The sequence below is a fragment of the Rhizobium nepotum 39/7 genome, assembly GCF_000949865.1.
Classification (GTDB): domain Bacteria; phylum Pseudomonadota; class Alphaproteobacteria; order Rhizobiales; family Rhizobiaceae; genus Agrobacterium; species Agrobacterium nepotum.
In genome coordinates this window covers 1-20,943 of sequence record NZ_JWJH01000052.1, presented here as the reverse complement: position 1 = coordinate 20,943, position 20,943 = coordinate 1, and the positions used below count along the sequence as shown (strand labels likewise).

At 55.3% G+C, this 20,943-nt stretch carries 18 protein-coding genes, 5 pseudogenes and 1 other annotated feature; of the genes and pseudogenes, 14 read left to right on the top strand and 9 right to left on the bottom strand.

What is annotated here, in order from left to right; translation table 11 throughout:
- The coding region (locus tag RS75_RS24540) for an AAA family ATPase (RefSeq protein ID WP_045025222.1) at nt 1–1,871 on the top strand (1,871 nt) is incomplete at its 5' end.
- A 159-nt stretch (nt 1,872–2,030) separates the two neighbouring features.
- Here the strand turns inward: RS75_RS24540 and RS75_RS27260 are convergent.
- The 3 genes and pseudogenes from RS75_RS27260 to RS75_RS24525 all read right to left on the bottom strand — a co-directional run.
- Nucleotides 2,031–2,277, bottom strand: a pseudogene (locus RS75_RS27260) (DJ-1/PfpI family protein); the annotation flags it as partial.
- Between the two features lie 242 nt (nt 2,278–2,519).
- On the bottom strand, nt 2,520–3,521 hold the full coding sequence (locus RS75_RS24530) for a hypothetical protein (RefSeq protein ID WP_045025218.1): 1,002 nt from the start codon (nt 3,519–3,521) through the stop codon (nt 2,520–2,522).
- An 88-nt stretch (nt 3,522–3,609) separates the two neighbouring features.
- Nucleotides 3,610–4,737 carry an alpha/beta fold hydrolase gene (locus tag RS75_RS24525; protein ID WP_234704333.1) on the bottom strand — a complete coding sequence of 376 codons (1,128 nt, stop codon included), beginning with the start codon at nt 4,735–4,737 and terminating at the stop codon, nt 3,610–3,612.
- 169 nt (nt 4,738–4,906) lie between these two features.
- On the opposite strand from RS75_RS24525, the gene RS75_RS24520 reads away from it, so the two are divergent.
- On the top strand, nt 4,907–5,497 hold the full coding sequence (locus RS75_RS24520) for a TetR/AcrR family transcriptional regulator (protein WP_052675536.1): 591 nt from the start codon (nt 4,907–4,909) through the stop codon (nt 5,495–5,497).
- Here RS75_RS24520 and RS75_RS26070 read toward each other — a convergent pair.
- Nucleotides 5,497–5,841 (bottom strand): annotated as a pseudogene (locus RS75_RS26070) (Mu transposase domain-containing protein); the annotation flags it as partial. The gene RS75_RS24520 and the pseudogene RS75_RS26070 overlap by 1 nt on opposite strands.
- A 305-nt stretch (nt 5,842–6,146) precedes the next feature.
- Here RS75_RS26070 and RS75_RS26550 point away from each other — a divergent pair.
- Nucleotides 6,147–6,416 carry a hypothetical protein gene (locus tag RS75_RS26550; RefSeq protein ID WP_139020916.1) on the top strand — a complete coding sequence of 90 codons (270 nt, stop codon included), beginning with the start codon at nt 6,147–6,149 and terminating at the stop codon, nt 6,414–6,416.
- 287 nt (nt 6,417–6,703) lie between these two features.
- Here the strand turns inward: RS75_RS26550 and RS75_RS24505 are convergent.
- Nucleotides 6,704–7,937 (bottom strand): annotated as a pseudogene (locus RS75_RS24505) (IS3 family transposase).
- Nucleotides 7,537–7,653, bottom strand: a sequence feature (AL1L pseudoknot). It overlaps the preceding pseudogene by 117 nt.
- Nucleotides 7,938–8,532: 595 nt before the next feature.
- On the opposite strand from RS75_RS24505, the gene RS75_RS24490 reads away from it, so the two are divergent.
- From RS75_RS24490 to RS75_RS26815, 4 genes are all read left to right on the top strand, one after another.
- Nucleotides 8,533–8,730 carry a hypothetical protein gene (locus tag RS75_RS24490; protein WP_045025214.1) on the top strand — a complete coding sequence of 66 codons (198 nt, stop codon included), beginning with the start codon at nt 8,533–8,535 and terminating at the stop codon, nt 8,728–8,730.
- Complete coding sequence (locus tag RS75_RS27255; RefSeq protein WP_234704332.1) at nt 8,720–9,172, top strand: recombinase family protein; 453 nt, start codon at nt 8,720–8,722, stop codon at nt 9,170–9,172. Before RS75_RS24490 ends, RS75_RS27255 begins: the two co-directional genes overlap by 11 nt.
- A 135-nt stretch (nt 9,173–9,307) precedes the next feature.
- Entirely contained in the window at nt 9,308–9,553 is a 246-nt protein-coding gene (locus tag RS75_RS27510) for a transposase (RefSeq protein WP_052679763.1), read from the top strand.
- 93 nt (nt 9,554–9,646) lie between these two features.
- The gene (locus RS75_RS26815) at nt 9,647–10,786 is read left to right on the top strand and encodes a hypothetical protein (RefSeq protein ID WP_045025212.1); all 1,140 of its coding nucleotides are present in this window, start codon (nt 9,647–9,649) and stop codon (nt 10,784–10,786) included.
- A gap of 347 nt (nt 10,787–11,133) precedes the next feature.
- Here RS75_RS26815 and RS75_RS25265 read toward each other — a convergent pair whose 3' ends face one another.
- The gene (locus RS75_RS25265; protein ID WP_052679762.1) at nt 11,134–11,538 is read right to left on the bottom strand and encodes a type II toxin-antitoxin system VapC family toxin; all 405 of its coding nucleotides are present in this window, start codon (nt 11,536–11,538) and stop codon (nt 11,134–11,136) included.
- On the bottom strand, nt 11,535–11,768 hold the full coding sequence (locus RS75_RS24470) for an AbrB/MazE/SpoVT family DNA-binding domain-containing protein (RefSeq protein ID WP_045025219.1): 234 nt from the start codon (nt 11,766–11,768) through the stop codon (nt 11,535–11,537). Before RS75_RS24470 ends, RS75_RS25265 begins: the two co-directional genes overlap by 4 nt.
- 346 nt (nt 11,769–12,114) lie before the next feature.
- Between RS75_RS24470 and repA the strand changes: the two genes are divergently transcribed.
- The 5 genes from repA (at nt 12,115) to RS75_RS24445 (ending at nt 17,585) form a co-directional block, all read left to right on the top strand.
- The gene (gene repA, locus RS75_RS24465) at nt 12,115–13,293 is read left to right on the top strand and encodes a plasmid partitioning protein RepA (protein WP_045025211.1); all 1,179 of its coding nucleotides are present in this window, start codon (nt 12,115–12,117) and stop codon (nt 13,291–13,293) included.
- A complete protein-coding gene (gene repB, locus RS75_RS24460) occupies nt 13,290–14,282 on the top strand; it encodes a plasmid partitioning protein RepB (protein WP_045025210.1) in 993 nt (330 codons plus the stop codon). The genes repA and repB overlap by 4 nt, the downstream gene beginning before the upstream one ends.
- A 155-nt stretch (nt 14,283–14,437) precedes the next feature.
- The gene (gene repC / locus RS75_RS24455) at nt 14,438–15,637 is read left to right on the top strand and encodes a plasmid replication protein RepC (RefSeq protein WP_045025209.1); all 1,200 of its coding nucleotides are present in this window, start codon (nt 14,438–14,440) and stop codon (nt 15,635–15,637) included.
- Between the two features lie 902 nt (nt 15,638–16,539).
- Nucleotides 16,540–17,295 (top strand): ParA family protein, encoded by a 756-nt coding sequence (locus tag RS75_RS24450; protein WP_084687214.1) that lies wholly within the window; start codon nt 16,540–16,542, stop codon nt 17,293–17,295.
- On the top strand, nt 17,292–17,585 hold the full coding sequence (locus RS75_RS24445; RefSeq protein ID WP_045025207.1) for a hypothetical protein: 294 nt from the start codon (nt 17,292–17,294) through the stop codon (nt 17,583–17,585). The genes RS75_RS24450 and RS75_RS24445 overlap by 4 nt, the downstream gene beginning before the upstream one ends.
- A gap of 108 nt (nt 17,586–17,693) precedes the next feature.
- Here the strand turns inward: RS75_RS24445 and RS75_RS26055 are convergent.
- Nucleotides 17,694–17,915, bottom strand: a pseudogene (locus RS75_RS26055) (transposase domain-containing protein); the annotation flags it as partial.
- Nucleotides 17,916–18,221: 306 nt separating this feature from the next.
- Between RS75_RS26055 and RS75_RS24440 the strand changes: the two are divergent.
- Both RS75_RS24440 and RS75_RS24435 read left to right on the top strand, forming a co-directional pair.
- A complete protein-coding gene (locus RS75_RS24440; RefSeq protein ID WP_045025206.1) occupies nt 18,222–18,401 on the top strand; it encodes a hypothetical protein in 180 nt (59 codons plus the stop codon).
- Complete coding sequence (locus tag RS75_RS24435) at nt 18,388–20,451, top strand: recombinase family protein (RefSeq protein ID WP_045025205.1); 2,064 nt, start codon at nt 18,388–18,390, stop codon at nt 20,449–20,451. Before RS75_RS24440 ends, RS75_RS24435 begins: the two co-directional genes overlap by 14 nt.
- Before the next feature lie 27 nt (nt 20,452–20,478).
- On the opposite strand, the pseudogene RS75_RS26045 reads toward RS75_RS24435, so the two are convergent.
- Nucleotides 20,479–20,943, bottom strand: a pseudogene (locus tag RS75_RS26045) (IS66 family transposase); the annotation flags it as partial.

Below are 20,943 nucleotides of genomic sequence, written 5' to 3'. Positions count from 1 at the left end.
AGGCCGGCATGATCGGCAGCCGGCAGCTTTGCCGGTTCGTCAGGGAGGTCGAAGCGCGTGGCGCCAAACTTGTGCTGGTCGGTGATCATGAGCAGCTGCAGGCGATCGGGGCAGGCTCGCCCTTCCGTGCCATCACCGAACGGACCGGCGCCATCGAACTGACAGATATCCGCCGCCAGAACGAGGCGTGGCAGCAACTGGCCTCGACCGCATTCGCCACCCGCCGCACGTCAGATGCTCTGGTGCAGTATGCCAGATACAATGCCATCCGGTTTGCCGATAATCGCGCGCAGGCATGCGGCCATCTCGTGCGTGATTATCTGCAGGACCGGAGGGACAATCCGGATCAGTCCCGCATCGCCCTTGCCCATCGCCGCATCGATGTCCGCGCCATCAATGACGCCATCCGGGAAGGTCTGCAGGCCGAAGGTGTTCTGGCGAAAGCAGGCGCTCCGCTGCAGGCTGACGCAAAAGCTATTGCGACTGATAATTTAAAGGAAACGAATGACGAGATCATTTATCAGACCATCGACGGCAAACGTGCCTTTGCCGCCGGCGACCGTATCGTTCTGCTGCAGAACAACCGCGACCTTGATGTCAAAAACGGCATGCTGGGAACGGTTGAAGCCGTCGAACCGGACGCACTGCATCTTCGGCTCGACGGCGGTTCAGGCGGTCAGGAAACCGGCCGCAGGCTGACTGTCCGGCCAGCAGATTACCAATCGTTTGATCACGGTTACGCCACCACCATTCACAAGGCACAGGGGACAACCGTCGACCGGGCTTTCGTCATGGCGTCCGCCAGCATGGACCGGCATCTGACCTATGTCGCCATGACCCGTCATCGTCATCAGGCAACACTTTATGCCGGTCGCGATGAGCTTGGGGATATGAAGGATCTCACTGACAGCCTCAGCCGCTCGGGGCTCAAGGAAACCACACTCGATTATATCAGGGCCTTTGCCGAACGGCGCGGGCTGAAAGAGCCACGCGATGACGGGATCCGGCAGACGTCCCTGCAGCAGATAATGGAAGGACAGCGACAGGGGATGCGGGCCGACCGGATGGCGAAGAGTGACCTGCGCCATCAGTCGCCCCAGTATCAGCCGCCCGGGCATCAGCCGCCCGAGGTCCTCCCACCGCTCGTTCCGGCCATCACCCGTTACGACAGATCCATTGACGAGGTCGCCCGTGAAGCAGCGCGGCCGGATCTGGAAGAGAGCATGGAAAGAGTGTTCAATATCGCCCTTCGTGTCTATCACGATGTCTTCAGCGCATTGGCAGCCATCCAGACATATGTCATCGATCCCGCCATTCTGGCGAGAGCCATCAGCCAGCGGCCCGACCAGTTCGGAACCCTGCGCGGAAACTCAGGCATCTTCGGTGACAACAAAGAAAGAAAAGAGGCGTTGCGCTCCGCCCATGCGCTCGCCAGTCAGGTCCAGAGTGCGAGAGAGAGACAGAAGCGGCAGATCGAGGCCGCCCGCAGCTCCGAAACATGGCAGCGGGAGAAACGCGATGTAGTCGAGGTCCCGGCTCTCACACGGCGCAGCGAGGAAATCCTCACATACCTCGACGCCCTGTCTCATCAGCAGAAGCCAGAATTCCTCGACCATATGAGGAACTCGGCAGAAGGCAGAAAAGCGCTGGCGGAAGCGCAGGATATCGTGAATGCCCTGCAGCAGCGGTTCGGAACAGCAGACAGGCTGCAGCTGGCCAGAATGGACCTGCGGATCGGGGCCGATGTCGCTGACCGGGTGGAGCAGATCGTCAGGGTCGCGCACCTGGTCGGGAAAGTGCAGTCTGATGAACTCACACGGCAGCATGAACTGAAGCAGAGCGTCACCAGAACGCTCGGGCTGCGGTTGTGAGTGCACCCTCCCGGCCTTAGGGAACGCTCTCCCAGGATCAGGATTTGATCGTTACAGCAGTTTTGATGACCCTACGGCGGATTACCTCATCTGTTGTAAATTCAGTAAGCGGCAAGGAAACCCCATCTGGCGCGGCTGATGCTGAGTAGGGTATTTCGGGACACCGCCTGCGGCTATCAGGGTGCCACCACGGACAACACGCTCATCCACCGCGATCCCCGAACCGCTGCAGAAAATCCATCGCGTTCCAGTCCGTAGCTGCCCGTTTCCCGGCGAGCAGTCCGGCCTAGCCGAGCACCAGTGAACCGGTGCAGACCGAGGTGACAAAGCGCGACGTTTGCGCCTGGGACTGCACAAAGTCCAGTGTCTCCGTGTCGGTCAGGAGGGGATTCACGCCACCGCCGCCACGGCTCATATTCCTGTGCACAAAGTTGTGGCATCCTAGTCTTCTGACGCCATGGATCCGCCGTTCTTACCGGCCTTGAACCGATCAAACGCCGTGAGGTGTTTGATCGCCGGATCGGCATTCCAGCGGAAATTCCGGTCCGGAGGAAATGCAGCTCATCTCCCTCTCGCATTGGCCCTCTACTGCTACCTGGGCTTCGAAATTGCTGCAGCCGCGGTTGGGTCTCGGAGAGTCCATTGACCTTAGCTCAAGTCAATATTGATCGTCGCTCCTGCCTGTCTGAGCTCTTCTAAGAACCAGTTCGGACCCATCAGCTGCTCGGGAAAGTAGAGGCTGGGGGGAACTGCGGGACGCCCTTCTAGCCCAAGAGTTGTTGAAAGTGACAAAACGGCACTGAGACCCGTCAACGTCGCTTGCCCTCTCGTAAATTCCAGAGTCGAGCGTCGCACCGTCGGTCGACCGTCTATCTCGCCTTCGATTTCGAGGATCAATTCGGTTCCCACATCCCCTCCACGCAAACGACTGGAGGAAATGCCGCTGGCAAGATCGAAGCGAACCTCCTGCGCGCCCGTCGCAGCGTGGAGGCTGACGATGTCATAGGGTGCAAAAGCTGCGGCCGAAAACGGTCTGCCATCTATTGCATTGATACTCCTTTTGGCGTTGTCACCACTCAACCAGACGCGGCGCCCACCTTTGAAACCCAGAACGCTGGAGGCACCTTCCACTGCCATTTCCATGTCCTCCAGCGCAGCAGGCCCCGTTGAGTCGAGGTCATCCACGATTGCTCCAACCTTGATCGAATGTACGACATCCAGGTCCTTCGACGATGCTATCGCCAAGAAAATCGATGGTCCGCCATGCCAGTGGCTGGAAAGTACTACGGGCGACGCATCGGGACGACGCATAAAATGGGCCATTTCGGCGCCGACTTCGATTAGCCAGTTGCCAATACTCAAGTAGGGGAGCCGCATGTCCTGCGCAAAGCGCAAACCGTACAGGCCAGCGTCCGGCGCCAGCATCACGACGGCAGAGACCGGGATGTCCGGATCAAGCCCAAGCCGCGGTTGTGCTGTATCGACCTGTACCGCGTCAGCCAGGCCGACATCTTGGGCAATGGAGTATGCTTTTTCGACATCTCTCCCGCCGATCAGGATTGGCAGCTCCGGGTGCCTTTTGCGAAAGAGACGGACCATTTGTTGTCCGACAACACCGGAGCCACCCACGAATAGAATTTTTGCCGTCATCAAATGTCTCCTATCGATGCAGATGCGATGTCCGCTCGGTAGAGGCGGAAAGATTGAAATTTATCCGGCGATCCACTCGACGTCGGCATCAGCGCGCGGCCGCCGGGAACCGTTTTTGCAGCCAAGAAATAGCAAGCCTGTTCACTTCGTCGGGCTTTTCCTCCGGCGTCCAATGCCAGGCATCGGCCACGACATGCCTATCAAGCTCCGGCACGTAGGCATCCATGCCGTCCGTCATGCTTGGCCGGAGAACGACATCGTTGGCAGCGGACATTATCAGAGATGGCACGCGGATCGTCTGGTCGACACGCAGACCCGATTTCCAGTTTCGCGTGATGTTGCGGTACCAATTAATGGCCGGCGTAAAGCCTGTACGGTCATAATGCCTGACGTAAAAATCAAGTTCTTCGGAATTGAGGACATCCTGACCATAGAATTGATCGGGCGTAGGCTGCCCGTAATATTCCATGTTTTTGAATGCGACTGGGAGCTGGTCCCACCCGGCGGGTGTGCCGAGATCCTTGCGCAATGCCCCACGCAACGTGTCACGTGGATTGCGATTCATTATGGTGTCGGCCACGTCTCCGTCCTGGAACATCAGCACGTACATCCTGGGGCTGTAGACTTCTCGCATTTGGGCAATGGGGTCGTGTTTAGGATCGGGGATGAACTTGCGACCCGTCTGCAACACTGGAGCCACGAGATCGGGATGCAACCAGAGCATCCAATGTGGAATGTGCGGTGTGTTGAGCGAGATTACGCCGGCAGTGCGGTTCTCATGGAAAAGCGCCATTTGCCACGAAAGCAGCCCGCCCCAGTCATGGCCCATGAAGATCGCTTTCTCGATGCCGAACGCGTCAAGGAGACCGACAACATCTCCAGTCAGATGGGCGATGTCGTAGTCCTCGACGGCTTCGGGCATATCACTGAGGCCGTAGCCGCGCAGGTCGGGAACGATGACGCGATAGCCTGCGGCGGTCAGTGCAGGGATCTGGTAGCGCCATGTGTATGCCAATCCCGGAAAGCCGTGCAGCATGACTACCACCGGCCCCGATCCCGCCTCGTAGACTGCGAGGTTGATACCGTTGGTGCTGATCATGCGGACGGGTGGCATGAGGGGTGGGCCAAGACCCTGGCTGCCCATGGCGGGAAATGCAGAGACGAATGTCGTTGCTCCAAATCCTGCGAGCAGCGTTCTACGCGTGAGTTTCAACAATTACAGATCCTTCGAGTTTCGTTGTGCGTCTTCCGCGAGCCTCCCGTTGGGCAAACCGACAAAAGCCTGCAAAATAGAGTGGAAGTCGCGACCAGAGTATGTTACCTTATGTAAGTTACTAATAGTAACATTGATGAGTTGTCGATAGGTGTCAAGGTAGGAATTCCGATTGTCTAAAAAGATGCCCAAAGCGGATCGCCGCGCCCAGTTGCTCGAAGTGGCTCACAGGATCGTGCGACAACAAGGAACGGATGCATTGACGTTGGGAGCCCTTGCTGAACATGCGGGGGTAAGCAAGCCGATCACTTACAATCATTTTGAGACTAGGGCGGGGCTCATGATCGCCCTGCATCGGGAGATCATGGATCGTCAGGTGCAGGCATTGGCTGACGCGATCGATCAGACCCCCAGGCAACTAGAAGACGTCGCGCGCGTTCTCGCTACGACGTACATGGATTGCTACAAGACCGTGGGGCCGGAATGGCACGCGATCGGAGCAGCGTTGAAGGGTGACGCACAGATGGATGCCTATCAGCGAGAAATGATCGACGGCCATGCCGGGTTCTTTTCAAAGGTGCTGATACCTCTTTCAACACTAGCCCCTGAGGTTACGCAACGCCGTTGCGTGGGCATTATTGGCGCGGGCGAAGCCTTGTCGGATTGCTTGGTCCGTGGGCAAATCAGCAGAGACCATGCCGTTGCAGACTTTACCGATCTGATGACGAATTGGCTATCCAACACAGGACCCAATCCTGACTGAACGAGGCGTCGCCGCGTCATGTTGGCATAGCGCTGGTGGGATTTGGGCATGTGCTTGTTGACCGTCATCTGCCCGGATCGCCTGATATGGCCAGGTAATCCGCTTGTGATCGACAAATATCTCGACCACCCGGTGGATCAGACGCACATCACCAGTCGACCGATCAGGCGGTGTTGTACAGAGTAGAATGTCTTGTCGACCTCGACATGGTAATCGGGATGGACCTTCGCCGATTTCCATTCCGCATAGTCGAACGGCGTTGCTGGCAGCGGCGCAAGCGCCTTTCTCTCCACCTTCTCGAACAGGTCTTGGCACGACTTTCCGATGTGGCGCATCGGCCGGTTGGCATGGCCCTCTCAACCGATGATGAGGAGGCAATCTGCCAGAACGCCGCTTACAAAAATCGACCTTGAATCCACGTCCGAGACTGTCCCGGAATTAGTGAAACACGCAGCCTACAGATGAAACCGTTTAAGACTTTGTAGGCAGCGGAGATGGCGGTTAGATAAGATCTGCAAGGCGGGGCTAATTAGGCGCAGACAAGCAATTGGCTTCTCCTGCGGTATAAGAGGATGGCCGGATAAAAAATCTTAAGTCTACGAGAGCGCATCAAATTTCATCACACCCTTAACTCTCAGAGAGAATTGAATTGACGATCAAGTTTTCTACGCCGCTCTCGCTTTTCAGCAGCAACATCGTGCTTAACACTCTCAGTCGCCGGTTTTATGAAGCATGGCTGGAAGCACACCCTACTCGGGAAGAAGTCGATGCCCTCTTCAGCAGTGTTCGCAATGAATTGATGAATGTCCACACGGATGGCTCGTTGAGTGAAATTGACGAGTTGCATCTAGTTGAAGCCCTGCTCAGCGAATTAGAGGTGTTCATCAATCGAGAAATTGGTCCATCCGTTGCACGTTAGAGCACATTAACAACAGCGGCCCGTCGGGGCGTTCGTCAGACCTGCCTGCACCGCTTTGTTGACGTTGTTGCTAAAGCCGCACTGGGATCCGCTTTGGTATCAAACAGGGATAATTGGGCGAGATCACAGAGCCGCTGCACTTAAGAGCCCTACTTCGCCAATCTAACGAGGCGATATAAACGTAAGCGCACAATTCCCCGCACCTATTCACTGAGCAGCGAATGAAGGAGTCTGTGTCCACAATGGAGTGAACCGCCCCGGCTTTACCGGAGACCGTTTGGTTTAAGTTATGCGGCCATGGCTGGCGCGTCCAGCATGGCGTAGTATCGCTCTTCGGCTTCGGCAGGCGGAATGTTTCCGATTGGCTCCAGAAGCCGTCGGTTGTTGAACCAGTCGACCCATTCGAGCGTGGCGAACTCCACGGCTTCGAAGTTGCGCCATGGTCCTCGCCGATGGATGACCTCGGCCTTGTAAAGACCGTTGATTGTTTCGGCGAGAGCGTTGTCATAGGAATCACCGACGCTCCCGACAGACGGCTCGATGCCCGCCTCCGCCAGCCGCTCAGAATAGCGAATCGACACGTATTGCGAGCCGCGGTCGGAATGATGAACCAGCCCGCCGCGTTTGACGGGCCGCCGATCATGAAGTGCCTGCTCCAGAGCATCGAGCACAAAGCCCGCATGGGCAGTCCGGCTTGCCCGCCAACCGACGATACGTCGGGCAAAGGCATCGATCACGAAGGCCACGTAAACGAAGCCCTGCCAGGTCGCGACATAGGTGAAATCGGATAACCACAGCATGTTCGGCGCGGGAGCCTTGAAGTGGCGATTGACGCGGTCGAGCGGACACGGGGCAGACTTGTCCGATACAGTGGTTTTGATCGGCTTGCCACGAATGATGCCTTGAAGACCCATCATTCTCATGAGCCTTGCGACGGTGCGAGCCGAGCGATATCGAAGCCTTCTCGCTGCAACTGTCGCCACACTTTCCGCACGCCATAGACCTGGAAGTTCTCGTTGAACACCCGGCGTATCTCGACTTTCATAGCCATATCGCGCCGGGCGCGGGCCGATAGGCGACCCACGTCCGTGCGCTTGGCGACGACTTCATAATAGGTGGACGGGGCAATCGGCAGCAGCCTGCAGATCGGCTCGACCCCGAGCACCGGGCGGTGTTCGTCGATGAAGGAAATCATCGCTTCAGTGGGCGGTCGAGCTCCGCCTGGGCAAAATACGCCGAGGCTTTGCGTAAAATCTCATTCGCCTGACGAAGCTCGCGGTTCTCCCGCTCCAGAGCCTTCATCTTCTTCGCCATATCACTCGGCAAACCTGCACGCTTGCCGCTGTCGATCTCGGCCTTCTTCACCCATTCATGGAGGGTATGCGCCGAGCAGCCGATCTTGGCGGCTATGGATGATACTGCCGCCCATCGCGAAGGATGTTCGGCTTCATGCTCCGTCACCATTCGAACCGCTCGGGCACGAACTTCAGGAGAGAATTTGTTCGTCGTCTTGCTTGTCATAGACCCTACTTCTCACGAGTTGAGGTCTCCGGCAAACCCGGCGCGGTTCAAAACGGAACTCAGGCAACTGCAAAACAATATGCAGGCAAGATCAGTAAGTTTGATGAGTTGACATGTTAAGAGCCTGCGAAGCCGCAGCTCTTGAGCTGGAGTGTCCCCCGTTTCGCCGGACATGTCGGCTAGATTGATTTAGCCCTGATGAACTGCCGAGGGGAAGCCATCTTGAGAGCGGAATGGGGATGGATTTCGTTGTACAACAGGGCGACGGAACACCCACGGGACCGAGGTTCGGGAGCTTTTATATCCGTGGCACCCCTGGTCTGGGCGGCTTGTCCATGTCCATGGACTGGTGGACAAGGGTCTGCCGTGTTCCGCTGCAGCCTTTCGGGTTCGACGTCATGCCGGTTGCTCGAAGTTCCGGTGTGGATGTTTGACCGAACACTGAGTGCACGGTGGTTGGCCTTGCCAATTGCGTATGCCGATTTTGCTTGCCTGCTTGCTTTGGCAAAGTTGCTGGAAGAGGCATGCACTCCGTCACAAGGCGCGGATATGAGCGCAGCATTGATCTCTCACGAAACGAGTCGGGGAGATGTCCATGCCACGCCAGTTTACGACATATCAGTTCGATCTGTTCTCGAGCACACACAGCGGGAAGACACCAGCGATGCCGCAATGGCAGACGTTGCCGGAAGGAACACAACAGGCGTTGACGGCACTCATCGTGCGGCTGCTCGTCGACCACGCCAACGGCGAGAGCGCCTCCCAGTCGAGGGAGGCCGGTCATGATGCATGAGAAGATCAGCGCGCACCATCTTGAGCGCAAGGCCATTCTGTATGTCCGACAATCGTCGGCTCATCAGGTTCTGCACAATCGCGAAAGTAGCGCCCTTCAATACGCCATGCGTGACCGCCTGACGGCACTTGGCTGGTCGCAGATCGAAACAGTTGATGAAGATCTTGGCCGTTCGGCAGCCGGAGGCGTAACCCGCGCCGGTTTCGACCGGATGGTTGCCGAGGTCTGCCTTGGAAAGGTTGGGGCGGTTGCAGCACGAGAGGTATCGCGCTTTGACGCTTTGCGACCGATGGCCGCATCCGGCCCTAAGCGGACATCAAAAGCCACGTGGCTTGGCGGGAAGGCCCCTGTCCTTTGTCAGAAAAGCGATAACATAGGCGATCAGCAAGAGTGCCAAAACCGACCAGGCGAGCCATTCGACGCCAGAGTGCTCGAGCAATAGTCCGCCGACAATGCCGCCGCCCGCAATCGCCAGATTCCAGGTTGTCACGATAATGGACTGTGCCACATCCGAAGCGTGCCCTGAGGTGTTCGCGGCGGCCGTCTGAAACAGGGTGGCAGCACCTCCGAACGCCAGATGGCGCGAATATCACCGCATTTTCCGCGTCTGCACGGTGTTGCACGGGTCGATGACCGGCGCGTGATAAGCGGCATCCTCTATGTGATCAGGAACGAGCTGCAGTGGAAGGACGCGCCGGCTCAGGCAGCCCACAGAGAATCCAATGCGATGGAACGTTACGCCGCTTTTACTCCTAACATTAAACCCGGTGACGTCCTCCAATTAGGAAACACTAATATTCGTTTCACCTGTAACAAGGCATAAAAACGAGATGAAATAATCATTCAACGTAATTAACATCACGGGAAATAGTATCTTCCATATCCTCTATGGATATACCTGAAGGATAATTTTCTCATGAATGAAGAGCCTTGGTCACTGGAGGGTATTAAAGACGCTATGAAGAGGGATCTGAACAAAGATCCGCTTGATATAGCAAGGGAGAAACAGGAAAGGCGGCTCGCGCAAGAGAAGGCAGACAGGATTACCGATAATATTCCGTATCAACTGCGGGAAAAGCGAGAGTTCCTTTGGGAAAACATACCTGAAGCGTCTATCGACAAGAGAATCGACGACCGCCGCAAAGCAGAGGGCATCGCAGAAAATATGCAACCCGAACTCGACGCTGCGCAGGCAAGGGCAAGGGTGAACGCAAGGTCTGAGATGACCGAAGAAATTCTAAAAGAAGTATTCGGCCAACGCACTATGGATCGGCATTACGGATATACTCCAGAGGGTGACTGGAAGAGGCATGTAGACAGTCTGAAATTGAATCTCAGAGACCGCGTTAATTATGAAGCGGAGTCAAAAGGAACGAGGCTCACCCCAGAAAAGTTGGATGAGGAGGAAGCCTTACAAAATATACGCAACATCAGCACCGACGGGATCCGTGGACCATCAGATGATGAAATCAAGCGGCTTATTGAAATGGCGAAGAAAAACGGCCATTGGCCGCTGCCGAAGCTTCATCCTGGTCCCAACGCTTATTCAGATTTCCAGAAATTCTGTGCCCGCACCGCTGGCCATGACAATTCCAATGGCCACACAGGCAACTCACCAGCCAACAAGCTTCCGGCGACGCCAGAGGCGCCGCCTCCGCACCGTGGGCGACTCCGGAAGCTTCAGGCGAGACAGGAACCGGCGCTCGCAGACATAAAACAACGGGAACAACCGCGTGTGAATGATCACGAAGAAGGCAGGTTGCCCCAACTTGAGCGGCAACGATTTCGAGATCTATTCAAGGCTCTTCTCAAGAACGTCTCTCAAAAAATCATGGGCCGAGAGGAGCAAAAACCTTCGCCTGGAATGCGTGCGGCGGCGGCCTCTACAACGGCCCCTGTCGCGCGCGTGCACCAAAAGCAAGAAGTATATCGTGGAAATAGCTCCTCGGCCCGTGAGATTTCTCCTCTTGAAATAGCAAAGGCGGTATCTACGCGTAGAGCGATGATTGAGAACCGCGACCGAGTAGAGCGAGAGAGATCCCCGCTTTCCCTGTAATCCCTGGTTGGTTGAAATAACCCCGTTTTTAACGGGGCTTCGCAGTAGAATTCCGCAGCCAGTTTCTGTGCGGGTGCGATGCCGCCAGCACTCATATTAGGCCGGTCGTTGCTGTAGGTCCATAACCGTGGAGAAGCACGCATCATTGAACGTGCCACTGACGGAGGCCGTTGCATTGCTCGCTCAGAGTCTCGAAAGCCGTGAGCTGCCAGGTAATCCACGTCCCAACCAACGGCGACTATGACCAAAATCGAAATTTGCAACAAAGCCTGTGAAACGATGTCTGTCGAAACGGCGTGTCGACTACCACGCAGCGGTGCCATGGTCCTAACCCGCAGTCTCGTCGCCTACTGTTCAGGAGATATCAATGTCACGGTTGGGAAATAGGACCGATATCGACCAATATCACGCGTCAAAAGCGGAAGACTTTGAACCGCCGCGTGACCACCTATAAAAAAATCAGGCAAAACGCCGGTGCGAGAGCCGCCCGCCCGACGATACCGGGTGAAGACTTTTCCTGCCAAAAACAATGCAGGGCGGGGAAAAGGGATCAGTTTCAATCCCGCTTCATGAACAAAAGCATCTAACGCTTCAATTCGTTCATACCGAACAGCAAGCTCGGCATAAACAACATCGTTGATGAACAATGGACCCGAAACGCTTGCAAGTTCGAGTTGCTCGATTGACCAGTCGGCCCATGTCGGATCATTCGTTACAAGATCGAGCAAGACATTTGTATCGACGAGCGTCACTTGTCACCACGGGTAAGCGCCATAATAGCATCGGTACTCAGCCCCTCTCCGGCATGGCCCCGAAGTTTGGCAAAGCGCGTCGGCGGCTGCTTTTTGTCGGCCCTGACGAGAACAATGCGGCCGTCTGGAGCGCGAACAAAATCGACAGCGCTTCCCGGAGCAATTCCTAGAAGCTCTCGCACGGCTTTGGGAATCGTGACCTGCCCTTTGGCCGTTACTGTTGTCGTCATCCGGCACTCCTGTAATACCAACACCAAGAATGGTATTACTTTCTTGAGTTGATTTCAACTGGCCCAGATCGACCATTCTCCAAATTTGATGGTTCCACCCAATTGGGTCGACTCCACAACTCTTTCAGGAAGGCCTGCTCACAAAATGCCCTCACTCCTCGAAACGAGAAATATTCCCGATTATGACAGATGAAACGCGATGCTGTTTGGCACAAAATGCGAATCGATGTATCTCTGTAACTACGCAAAAAAGAGGAAGTATCGTTTTTTTGCGAAACAATGCGAGAATTAAGGATTCGTTAACACTGTTGGCGCTTAGTTCCTCCAAACGGATGAGGATGGAATCGTGAATCGACATCTAAGCAGCCTTGATTTCATGCAGAATTTCGCAAGCAAGCTCGATCTTGCGCTGCAAAATCTGACTTTTGCCCAATATCCGCCGGATGCAAGACGAGAGATGAGAAAGTTCTCGTCGGCTGAAGTCGCTGCGCTGCTGGATGTCTCGGAGGCTTACATTCGACAGATCGTTCTCAAAGAGAAAGGTCCTGCGCCGGAGGTCACTGTCAATGGCCGCCGTATGTATTCGCTGGAGCAAATCCTTGAACTGAGATTGATGCTGGCTGAGAAAGGGCGCAAGAAGTGGATGAACCCCCGGCGCGTTTCAGGGGAAGAATGCCAGATAATCGCGGTGACAAATTTCAAGGGGGGCTCAAGCAAGACCTCCACGACCATCCATCTGGGACACTATCTGGCCCTGAAGGGTTATCGTGTGCTTGCCGTAGACCTCGATCCACAGGCATCGCTGACCAGCCTGCATGGCAATTTGCCGAATTTCGATCCCCGTCAGGATGACACCCTATATGCAGCAATCCGCTTCGAGGAACAAAGACCAACGGCCGAGCTGATCAATAAAACCCATATTCCCGGATTTGACGTCATCTGCGCCGGCCTTGAACTGACAGAGTTTGAAACCGCTGTTGCATTGGAAATGCGCAAGAACGGCGGCACCAGCTTTCTGCTCAGAGTTTCCCAGGCTTTGGAACAGGTGGCGGAGGACTATGACGTCATCCTGATCGATTCCGCCCCATCCTTAAACTTCCTCACCCTGTCATCGCTGACGGCGGCCACCGGCGTCCTGATTCCGGTGCCGGCGCATATGCTTGATGTCGATTCGACGGGCAAGTTTCTGGAGCTCGCCGGCTCCTACATGAAGATACTCAGCGACATGGGAGCGGCGGCCCACTGGGACTTTGCCAAGTTCCTCGTCACCAAGTTTGAGCCTAATGACCACCCGCAAGCGAATATGACAGCGCTGATGCGCCAGGTTTTTGGCGAGGACCTGTTGTTGAACATGGTGATGAAGTCCACGGCCGTGGCAGACGCCTTGACCTGGAAACAAAGCCTCTATGAGGTTCAGCGCTCGCGATTTTCGTCTCCGAAAACTTACGACCGCGCGATGGAATCCCTCAACGCCGCGAATAATGAAATTGAAAAATTACTCTGGACGGCATGGGGACGCGAATGAGCAGAAAAGACTCCCGCGAGCTGTTCACCAACCTCCTCGCGCAGCAAGATCGCCAGCCCCCCAATGCCGTACACAAAACCGCCTCCCCTCACCTTCTGAAGGTCGCCGCTGGCGTTCGCCAGATTCATGAGAAAGGCGAGGCGCTCGAAAAACTATTGGCTGAAGGCGAGCGCATTATTGAGGTTGCGCCCGATGAGGTTGCGCCGTCTTCCTTGCAGGATCGCTTCGACGGATCCTATGACGAAGCGGCGATTGAAGAAATCATTCGCTCCATGAGGGAAAGCGGCCAGATAGTGCCTGGCCTTGTCCGCCCCTCAAAAACGGGAGACAAGCCTTATCAGATCGTGTTCGGTCGTAGACGATTGGCTGCGGCACAGAAGCTCGGCATCAAGTTTCGAGCAATATTGCGCGATCTGACCGACGAGCAAGCGATCATCTTCCAGGGCGAAGAAAACACCAATCGTAACGATCTCTCGTTCATTGAAAAATGTGTTTTTGCCTTGCTTCAGGAACGAGCGGGCTACAAGCGAGATACGATCGCCGCCTCTCTCTCCACGGGCAAATCGCATGTCTCAGAGATGCTTCAAATCGCCGACTCGATCCCTCGGGAAACATTGATACTTGTCGGACGCTCCCCCGATATCGGGCGACGCAGGTGGGTTGAATTCCACAAATGCTGGATTGCACGCGAGGACAGTGCGGATGTTATCAAGTCGGCACTTGAGGCAAGCGATGTCGCCGGCGGCGAGCGTTTTTCCCTCGCACTGGCCGCGCTTAACGCAAAATCAGCGCCAGTTAAGGAGCCAACGGCCAAGAACGAGATCATTTTAGACGGCGCCGCACTGGCAACGATAACCTACTCAAAATCCGGCACTAAACTGGCGTTTTCGAAAGTCGTACCGTCTGAATTTGTCGAGTTTCTCGGCGAGAAACTATCTTCGTTGCATCAAGAGTTTCTGATGCGAGAGAAAATCAACAAAGAAGGATAACCCGCAAAAGAAAAAGGCCCCCAAACGTTTCCGTCGTGGAAGCCCTTCTCACATCCTTAAGCAAGACAGAGAATCGCATTTTCACGTAAGTCAGTCAAGAGTCTTTGGCATCGTTTTGGTGATCGAATTTCTTTTGCCTATTGATAGGTGAAAAAATGCGTATTGAGGTAACCACTCCCTTCGGGCGGCGGGCGATGCCGCTCGCCATGATAAAAGGACAACTGGCACTTTCCGAGATCTCGGCTGCTCACGCGATAGACAAATGGAAGGTCTATCGGAACGTGTGCGCCGCCCGGTCCACCCTCGGCCTGCGCGATAGAGCACTTGCCGTCCTTAGCGCGCTCCTGTCCTTTCATCCGTCATCAGAGTTAACTGACGGCGAGAACCTTATCGTTTTCCCCTCCAATGAACAGTTGGCCGCACGTGCGAACGGAATTGCAGGAACGACCTTACGGGAAAATCTTGCCATCCTCGTCACCAAAGGCTTGATCCACCGCAAAGACAGCCCCAATGGCAAACGTTACGCACGGAAGAGCCGCTCCGGAGCTATCGAGACCGCCTACGGCTTCGACTTATCTCCCCTGCTCGCACGTTCGGTAGAATTGGCGTTGGTCGCTGCCGAGGTTACGGCCACGGCGCAGAGGATCAAAGCGCTCAAGGAACGCATCTCCCTTTGCAGGCGCGATATACGCATGCTCATTTCTACAGCCCTTAACGAAGGCGTCTGTGGGGATTGTGCGGCAGCACAAAGCCGTTACGATGAAATCGTAAGTGAGATAAGCCGCGCAAAAACCCTGCCAATCATTGCAATTATTCTGGACAATCTTGAACAACTTCGCATTGAGGTGCTTAACAAGCTGAAAGTTCAAGTTATTTCCGAAAAAACCGTCACCAATGATAGCGAAATCCGTCACCACATACAGAATACAAATACTGAATCTTATATTGAATTTGAAGCAGCAACGAACAAGTCAGGCGATGATTTAGAACTGAACGCCGCCAAACCCGTAAAAGCGTACCCTCTGGAAATGGTACTAAAAGCGTGCCCGAGCATATTGGACTATGGGCCACAAGGATCAATTACAAGCTGGCGCGATTTGGCGGTCTCCACTTCGACTGTGGTGGCTATGCTAAGCATTACTCCATCAGCCTATCAAACAGCATGCGCCGTGATGGGTGTAGATAACGTTTCGGCTGTCGTGGCCTGCATTTTGCAGAGAGCCGAGGCGATACAATGCCCAGGAGGATATCTTAGAGATCTTACGGCTAAGGCCCAGCGCGGTCAGTTTTCGCTTGGTCCGATGCTGATGGCTTTATTGAGAGCAAATAGCGCCTCCTATCAAAGAAGAATGTGACGAGGGGACGCCAGGCGAAGACACCTTCACGAGCAGGATCCTTCGTTTCTTCAAGGCGAGGGGAGGGAAGGACCGTAGAGTTATCGGCCAACGTGGTGGGGCGAGGTTGTCGTTTCGAGAGGGTCGTTTGGATGAAGTCGAATTGGTTTCACGGGATACTCACGCCGAGCAGATACATGTCCGGTCACAGACGGAGAAGCTGAGGACAGGCGATTTTTGGATTCATTGAGACCCGCGGCATAGATTGAATAGCTCGAAATGAGTGTGATTAATTTGCTGAAGCGAGACGTTCAACCAAGTTCCCCGCGGGGAACCGTTAGGCCGGCAGCTTTAGTTAAAGGTTTCTCACCTCCTTCAGGTCAAACCCTCAGGTGATCCGAGCGGAAGTGTGCATCCCCAAATGACGTTATGTTGGGTCGTTATAATGAGTAGCTCACGACGATTGGTTTTGAAAAAACGATCCTTACTGAGTTCCCCGCGGGGAACTTCTCAACTGACTCTTCAAAGAGAGGTAGATGTCTGCAATAACAATGTAGGATGTTGCTCCACGGACCAATCGGCAATAACAGCGTACCGTTGGTACGCCAATTCGATACAATACGGCTGTTACGACCTACGCGACTAGCCCTACATCTCTTGCTGAAAAACATGGCAAAGCTCGCCGGTGTTCGATTTATTGTTCAGGACGCATTCTCCCCAGCTACATCAGAGCATTTTCCTGGAGGCTTCTTCAGCACATCACAAGCCTATCCCGCATCTGAGGCGATAGTGGGGTAACTTTATGTGGTACCAAATGCAGCTAAATGCATTTGATTCGTGTTGACTGCATTTAGTGTGAGTTGAGTTGATTTAACTGCAGTTAAATGCTACTGGTGCATGGCGATGCGGGTTAAGTAAATTTGATGCATCGTCGTATCGGCTTGATGACGCCGGCAAACAGGATTGGAAAAAACATGCCAACGATCGCGGTGATGAGCCCAAAGGGCGGCGCGGGCAAGTCCACCTTGGGAAATGTGCTCGCAACGACATTTTATCGTAGCGGGGCTTCTGTTGCGATCATGGACAACGATCCGCAAAAATCGCAACGAAAATGGAAAGAGGGCAGGAAGGGCGAGCTGCCTGTTCTGACCAAATGCGATATTCACGTTGTTGCGGATATATCCAATGATGACTTTTTTGAGGTACTCAAGGACCTGAGGTCGCGCAACCAAATCGTCATCCTCGATACTCCCGGCCGCGCGGCTCTCGTTCTCTCCCGAGTCATTCTGCGGGCCGATCTGGTGCTTATACCGGTCCGTCCCAGCCCCGAGGACATTGACCAGGCGATTGAGGCCATCAAGCTCATTCGTGATGAAATGGAAGGCATAGGCCGAACGGTGCCTTATGCCTGCGTCATGATGGAGACGCCCGGATCCGACGCGTTCAAATCAAAAATCCACAAAGAATTCGAGCAGTTCGCAAAAGATGAGGGCGTGCATATTCTACAAACCCAGCTTCGTGCCCGTGAGGCATATCGCACCATCTTCCTGGACCGGGTCGCCGTTCACGAACTGGACCCATCGAGGGTATCGGGTGTCGATAAGGCCATCGCCAATGCAGAGGAGCTGGCGGGGGAGGTCTATTCGATGCTGACGCCACGCAAGGAGGATGCCGCATGAGCAATCGATTCAGTCTTTCCGGCATATCGCAAATCCCGCTCCCAACTGACGACGATGAGCCGACCAAAACGGAGATTGCCGCCGCCGATCGCGCAGCCGAGCGAACCGGCTTCACAAGCAAAGACGTGGAACCCAAGGTGATGTCCTCGCGCCGAAGGAAGGAGCCTTCGACGCAAATCTCGGTTCGCCTGCCAATCAGCGTCTCTGAGCGGTTTAGAGATTACTGCGAGGAGAACCGCTACACATATGGTCAGATCATTGAGATATGGATGAAAGAAAAGAAAATTTGAGGGTAGGGGAGTTGGCATTTGTGGATGTTACTCGGTAAGCGCGATTTTCGATGCGCCTAGACGGCCTCTTCAGGGGTAATCGCGCACGGATTCTAGCGGTACCCAGCTTTATTGGGCATTAGCCTTGGAGAAGTTGAACGGCAAAAGGTCGCCGATTTCGGCCGCTTGGCCCCGCTGTGGCAACTCAGTGAGCACGTGGCGTAGCCAGGTGAGCGGGTCGACGCCGCAGGCGCGGCAGGTCAGCATCAAACTATAGATCACTGCGCTGGCCTTGGCTCCGTCAGCGGTGTCGCTGAACAGCCACGATTTTCTTCCGGTCGCAATTCCCCGTTCATTCTGCCCATGTCGGCGACGAAGTCGAGGTCTATTACCGTTGGCATCCGTATTTCGGCCATAAGGTTTCCATTCGCCGCGTTGAAGAACGAGCGACAGGTCGCTTTTTGAAGGTTTTGGGACCGACAGGCGTTGTGACCGCTATTTCGGGGTGGATGATTGATCCTGTGGCGTGCAGCGGCATGTCCTTAGGAACTCCACGCGTCGATCTTGCGGCGCTGATCGAGCTGGTCAGGCTGGTCAGCGGTGACGATAAGCCCGCAAACTTCCGAAGTGAACGTAGAATCACTCAGGAGAACCATGATGAGATCCCGCAATCCGCTTGTGCCGGCGTCGGGCCGGCAACTGGACCTGATATTCAAAGCAAGGACGCTCGACGGACTGAGCGACAAGGATCGCAAGACGGCAATATCAACACTGGCCTGTCTGCTGATGCAGGCCGCCGGACTGGTCGTCGAGGAGTTCAACGATGACCAGCGCTGACTTACTTCCGACAGCGCTGCTCGCGCGCAAGGCCATTGTTTATGTGCGGCAATCTACGCAGTCGCAGGTTATGACCAATCTGGAGGGCCAGCGGCGGCAGTACGATCTCGTTGATATCGCGCGACAACGCGGCTTCAGGGACGTCGAGGTCATCGACGACGACCTCGGGCGTTCCGCCAGCGGGACTGTTGCGCGCCCAGGCTTCGATCGTCTCGTCGCGCTGCTGTGCGCCGGCAAGGTTGGTGCCGTTCTATGCTTCGATGCATCGCGCCTGGCACGCAACGGGCGCGATTGGCATCATCTGCTTGAACTTTGCGGCCTTGTTGAAGCCCGTGTCATAGACCACGACGGTGTCTATAATCCGTGCCGACCCAACGACCGTCTGCTGCTGGGAATGAAGGGGAGCATCAGCGAATTTGAACTGGGCGTCCTGAGAGCTCGCATGCTCGACGCCGCCAGATCAAAAGCGCAGCGTGGCGAATTGCGGCTTTCTGTGCCTTTCGGCTACATTTGGCATCGAGAAGCAGGGCTTGATCCCGATCTGCGTCTGCAGGACGTTATCAGATCTATATTTGGCCGGTTCAGCGAGCTTGGAAGTGCGCGCCAGGTACTTCTGTCGATGACGAAAGACCAGATTTATTTCCCACGTCCATCGGATGAAGGGCGTATGACAAACTTTGTCTGGACGCCAGTCCGTTATCGCAATGTGATCGGCATCCTGAAGAACCCGTTCTACGCCGGCGTCTACGTTTATGGAAAGAGCGAGAAGCGCACTGCTATCGTTGATGGAAGAGCCCGCCGTAGTTACGGGCACAGCAAACCGCCGGGCACCTGGGAGGTGATGATCCGTGACCATCACGAAGGCTACATTAGCTGGGATGAGTACGAGCGCAACCAACGGATACTGGCGCTCAACAATTACGGTCGCTCAGGAGGCGCCAAATCGGGGCGCGGCGGAAAGGCGCTACTATCGGGTCTCCTAACCTGCGGACGGTGTGGGCAGCGACTGAGTGTTGCCTACACAGGAAATCCAAATAATCCTGTTTATCGCTGCTATAAACAGAACCAGATGAAGGGTTTGCCCCGTTGCATGACGTTCGGCGGCTCGAAGGTTGATGCAGCGATTGCGCTGGAGCTCTTGCACGCGGTAGAACCATTAGCAATTGAAGCGACTTTTGAAGCAGAGCGGATGCATCGGGAGCGACAGGACGACCAGCGCCATATTCACGATCTGGAACTGCAGCAGGCCCGTTACGAGGCAAGCCTTGCTGAGCGTCGATATGCGGCTTGCGATCCAGACAACCGGCTGATTGCTGCACAGCTTGAGAAGAACTGGGAAACGGCGCTCCGCCGCGTCCGCGATCTGGAAGTACGTAGGCCTACGGAAGGTCCTGCAACTATTGAAGTTGACCCAGGCACTTTCGCAAACCTCGCCGACAATATGAAAGCGGCCTGGGACTCACCGGATGTCACCATGCGCGTGCGCCAGCAACTGCTACGTACATTGATCGCCGATATTGTGGTCGATGTTGATGATGAAGTGCGTGATGTGGTTTTGACCATCCACTGGAAAGGCGGTCAGCATTCAGAGATCAAGGTTCGCAAGCCCCAGACCGGTGAACACGGGTGCGCCACAACGGACGATGCTCTGGCGGTGATGCGGAGCATGGCAGGACGTTGGTCAGATGAACATATCGCCGCCTCGCTCAATAGAATGGGTATGCCTACTGGTCAAGGAAAGACCTGGACCGCACACCGTGTCGCTTCCGTGAGAAGAGTGCGCGCCATTCACGCCTACAAATCAGCCGGCAAAGACGGCGAATGGCTGACCATGACAGAGGCTGCGGCCGCGTTGGGTGTGACGAACCACAGAATACGCCACCTTATCAAGACGAATGTGTTGTCTGCCGAGCAAGTGGTTCCCGGCGCACCGTATCAAATCAGGGCCAGCGATCTTGCTTCCGCGACGGTCCAAGCCGCGATAGCCCGAAAGGGCCGCCCGTGTCGCACTTTTGACATCGACACGCTTCCAATGTTTACAAACACTTAAAGAAGGAGTGCACAATGACTCAGGTTCGGCAAAAACCCTAATGTCGCGTTCCAGAATGTTGTTATCGATCGGCATCCTGCCGTCGCTGGTGTAGCGCGTCAGATAATCCCATTGGTTCAGGGCGTAGGACACAGCATCGCCGAGCTTGGTATCCGGCACGACCTTCGGCGCGATGTTATCGAGCCACGTCTTTAGAGCGTTCAGGACAGGCAAGCTGTGCTGTTGCCGGAAACGGCGAATGCAGTCGGCCTGCGTTTCACCGGCGTCGGGCTTTATCTCTCGCGCCTGCCTGTCGATCCGGTAGAGCTGCTCGAAGAACCGGAGCGCTTGCTCCGGCGGGCCGCCGCCATTCTTTCTCGCCTTGAGGGCATCAACGAAGCGCCGCCTGGAGTGAGCCATGCATCCCACATGGGTTGCACCATTCAATGTGCGCCAGGCGGTGTAGCCATCGCTCACCAATATGCCGCGGTAGTCACCAAGGAAGGTCTGCGG

Coding starts and splice junctions, on each gene's coding strand:
- RS75_RS24530 (WP_045025218.1), bottom strand. CDS start 3,521: ATGACGGCAAAAATTCTATTCGTGGGTGGCTCCGGTGTTGTCGGACAA.
- RS75_RS24490 (WP_045025214.1), top strand. CDS start 8,533: ATGCCACGCCAGTTTACGACATATCAGTTCGATCTGTTCTCGAGCACA.
- RS75_RS27255 (WP_234704332.1), top strand. CDS start 8,720: ATGATGCATGAGAAGATCAGCGCGCACCATCTTGAGCGCAAGGCCATT.
- RS75_RS27510 (WP_052679763.1), top strand. CDS start 9,308: ATGGCGCGAATATCACCGCATTTTCCGCGTCTGCACGGTGTTGCACGG.
- RS75_RS26815 (WP_045025212.1), top strand. CDS start 9,647: ATGAATGAAGAGCCTTGGTCACTGGAGGGTATTAAAGACGCTATGAAG.
- RS75_RS24470 (WP_045025219.1), bottom strand. CDS start 11,768: ATGACGACAACAGTAACGGCCAAAGGGCAGGTCACGATTCCCAAAGCC.
- repB (WP_045025210.1), top strand. CDS start 13,290: ATGAGCAGAAAAGACTCCCGCGAGCTGTTCACCAACCTCCTCGCGCAG.
- repC (WP_045025209.1), top strand. CDS start 14,438: ATGCGTATTGAGGTAACCACTCCCTTCGGGCGGCGGGCGATGCCGCTC.
- RS75_RS24450 (WP_084687214.1), top strand. CDS start 16,540: ATGCATCGTCGTATCGGCTTGATGACGCCGGCAAACAGGATTGGAAAA.
- RS75_RS24445 (WP_045025207.1), top strand. CDS start 17,292: ATGAGCAATCGATTCAGTCTTTCCGGCATATCGCAAATCCCGCTCCCA.
- RS75_RS24440 (WP_045025206.1), top strand. CDS start 18,222: ATGAGATCCCGCAATCCGCTTGTGCCGGCGTCGGGCCGGCAACTGGAC.
- RS75_RS24435 (WP_045025205.1), top strand. CDS start 18,388: ATGACCAGCGCTGACTTACTTCCGACAGCGCTGCTCGCGCGCAAGGCC.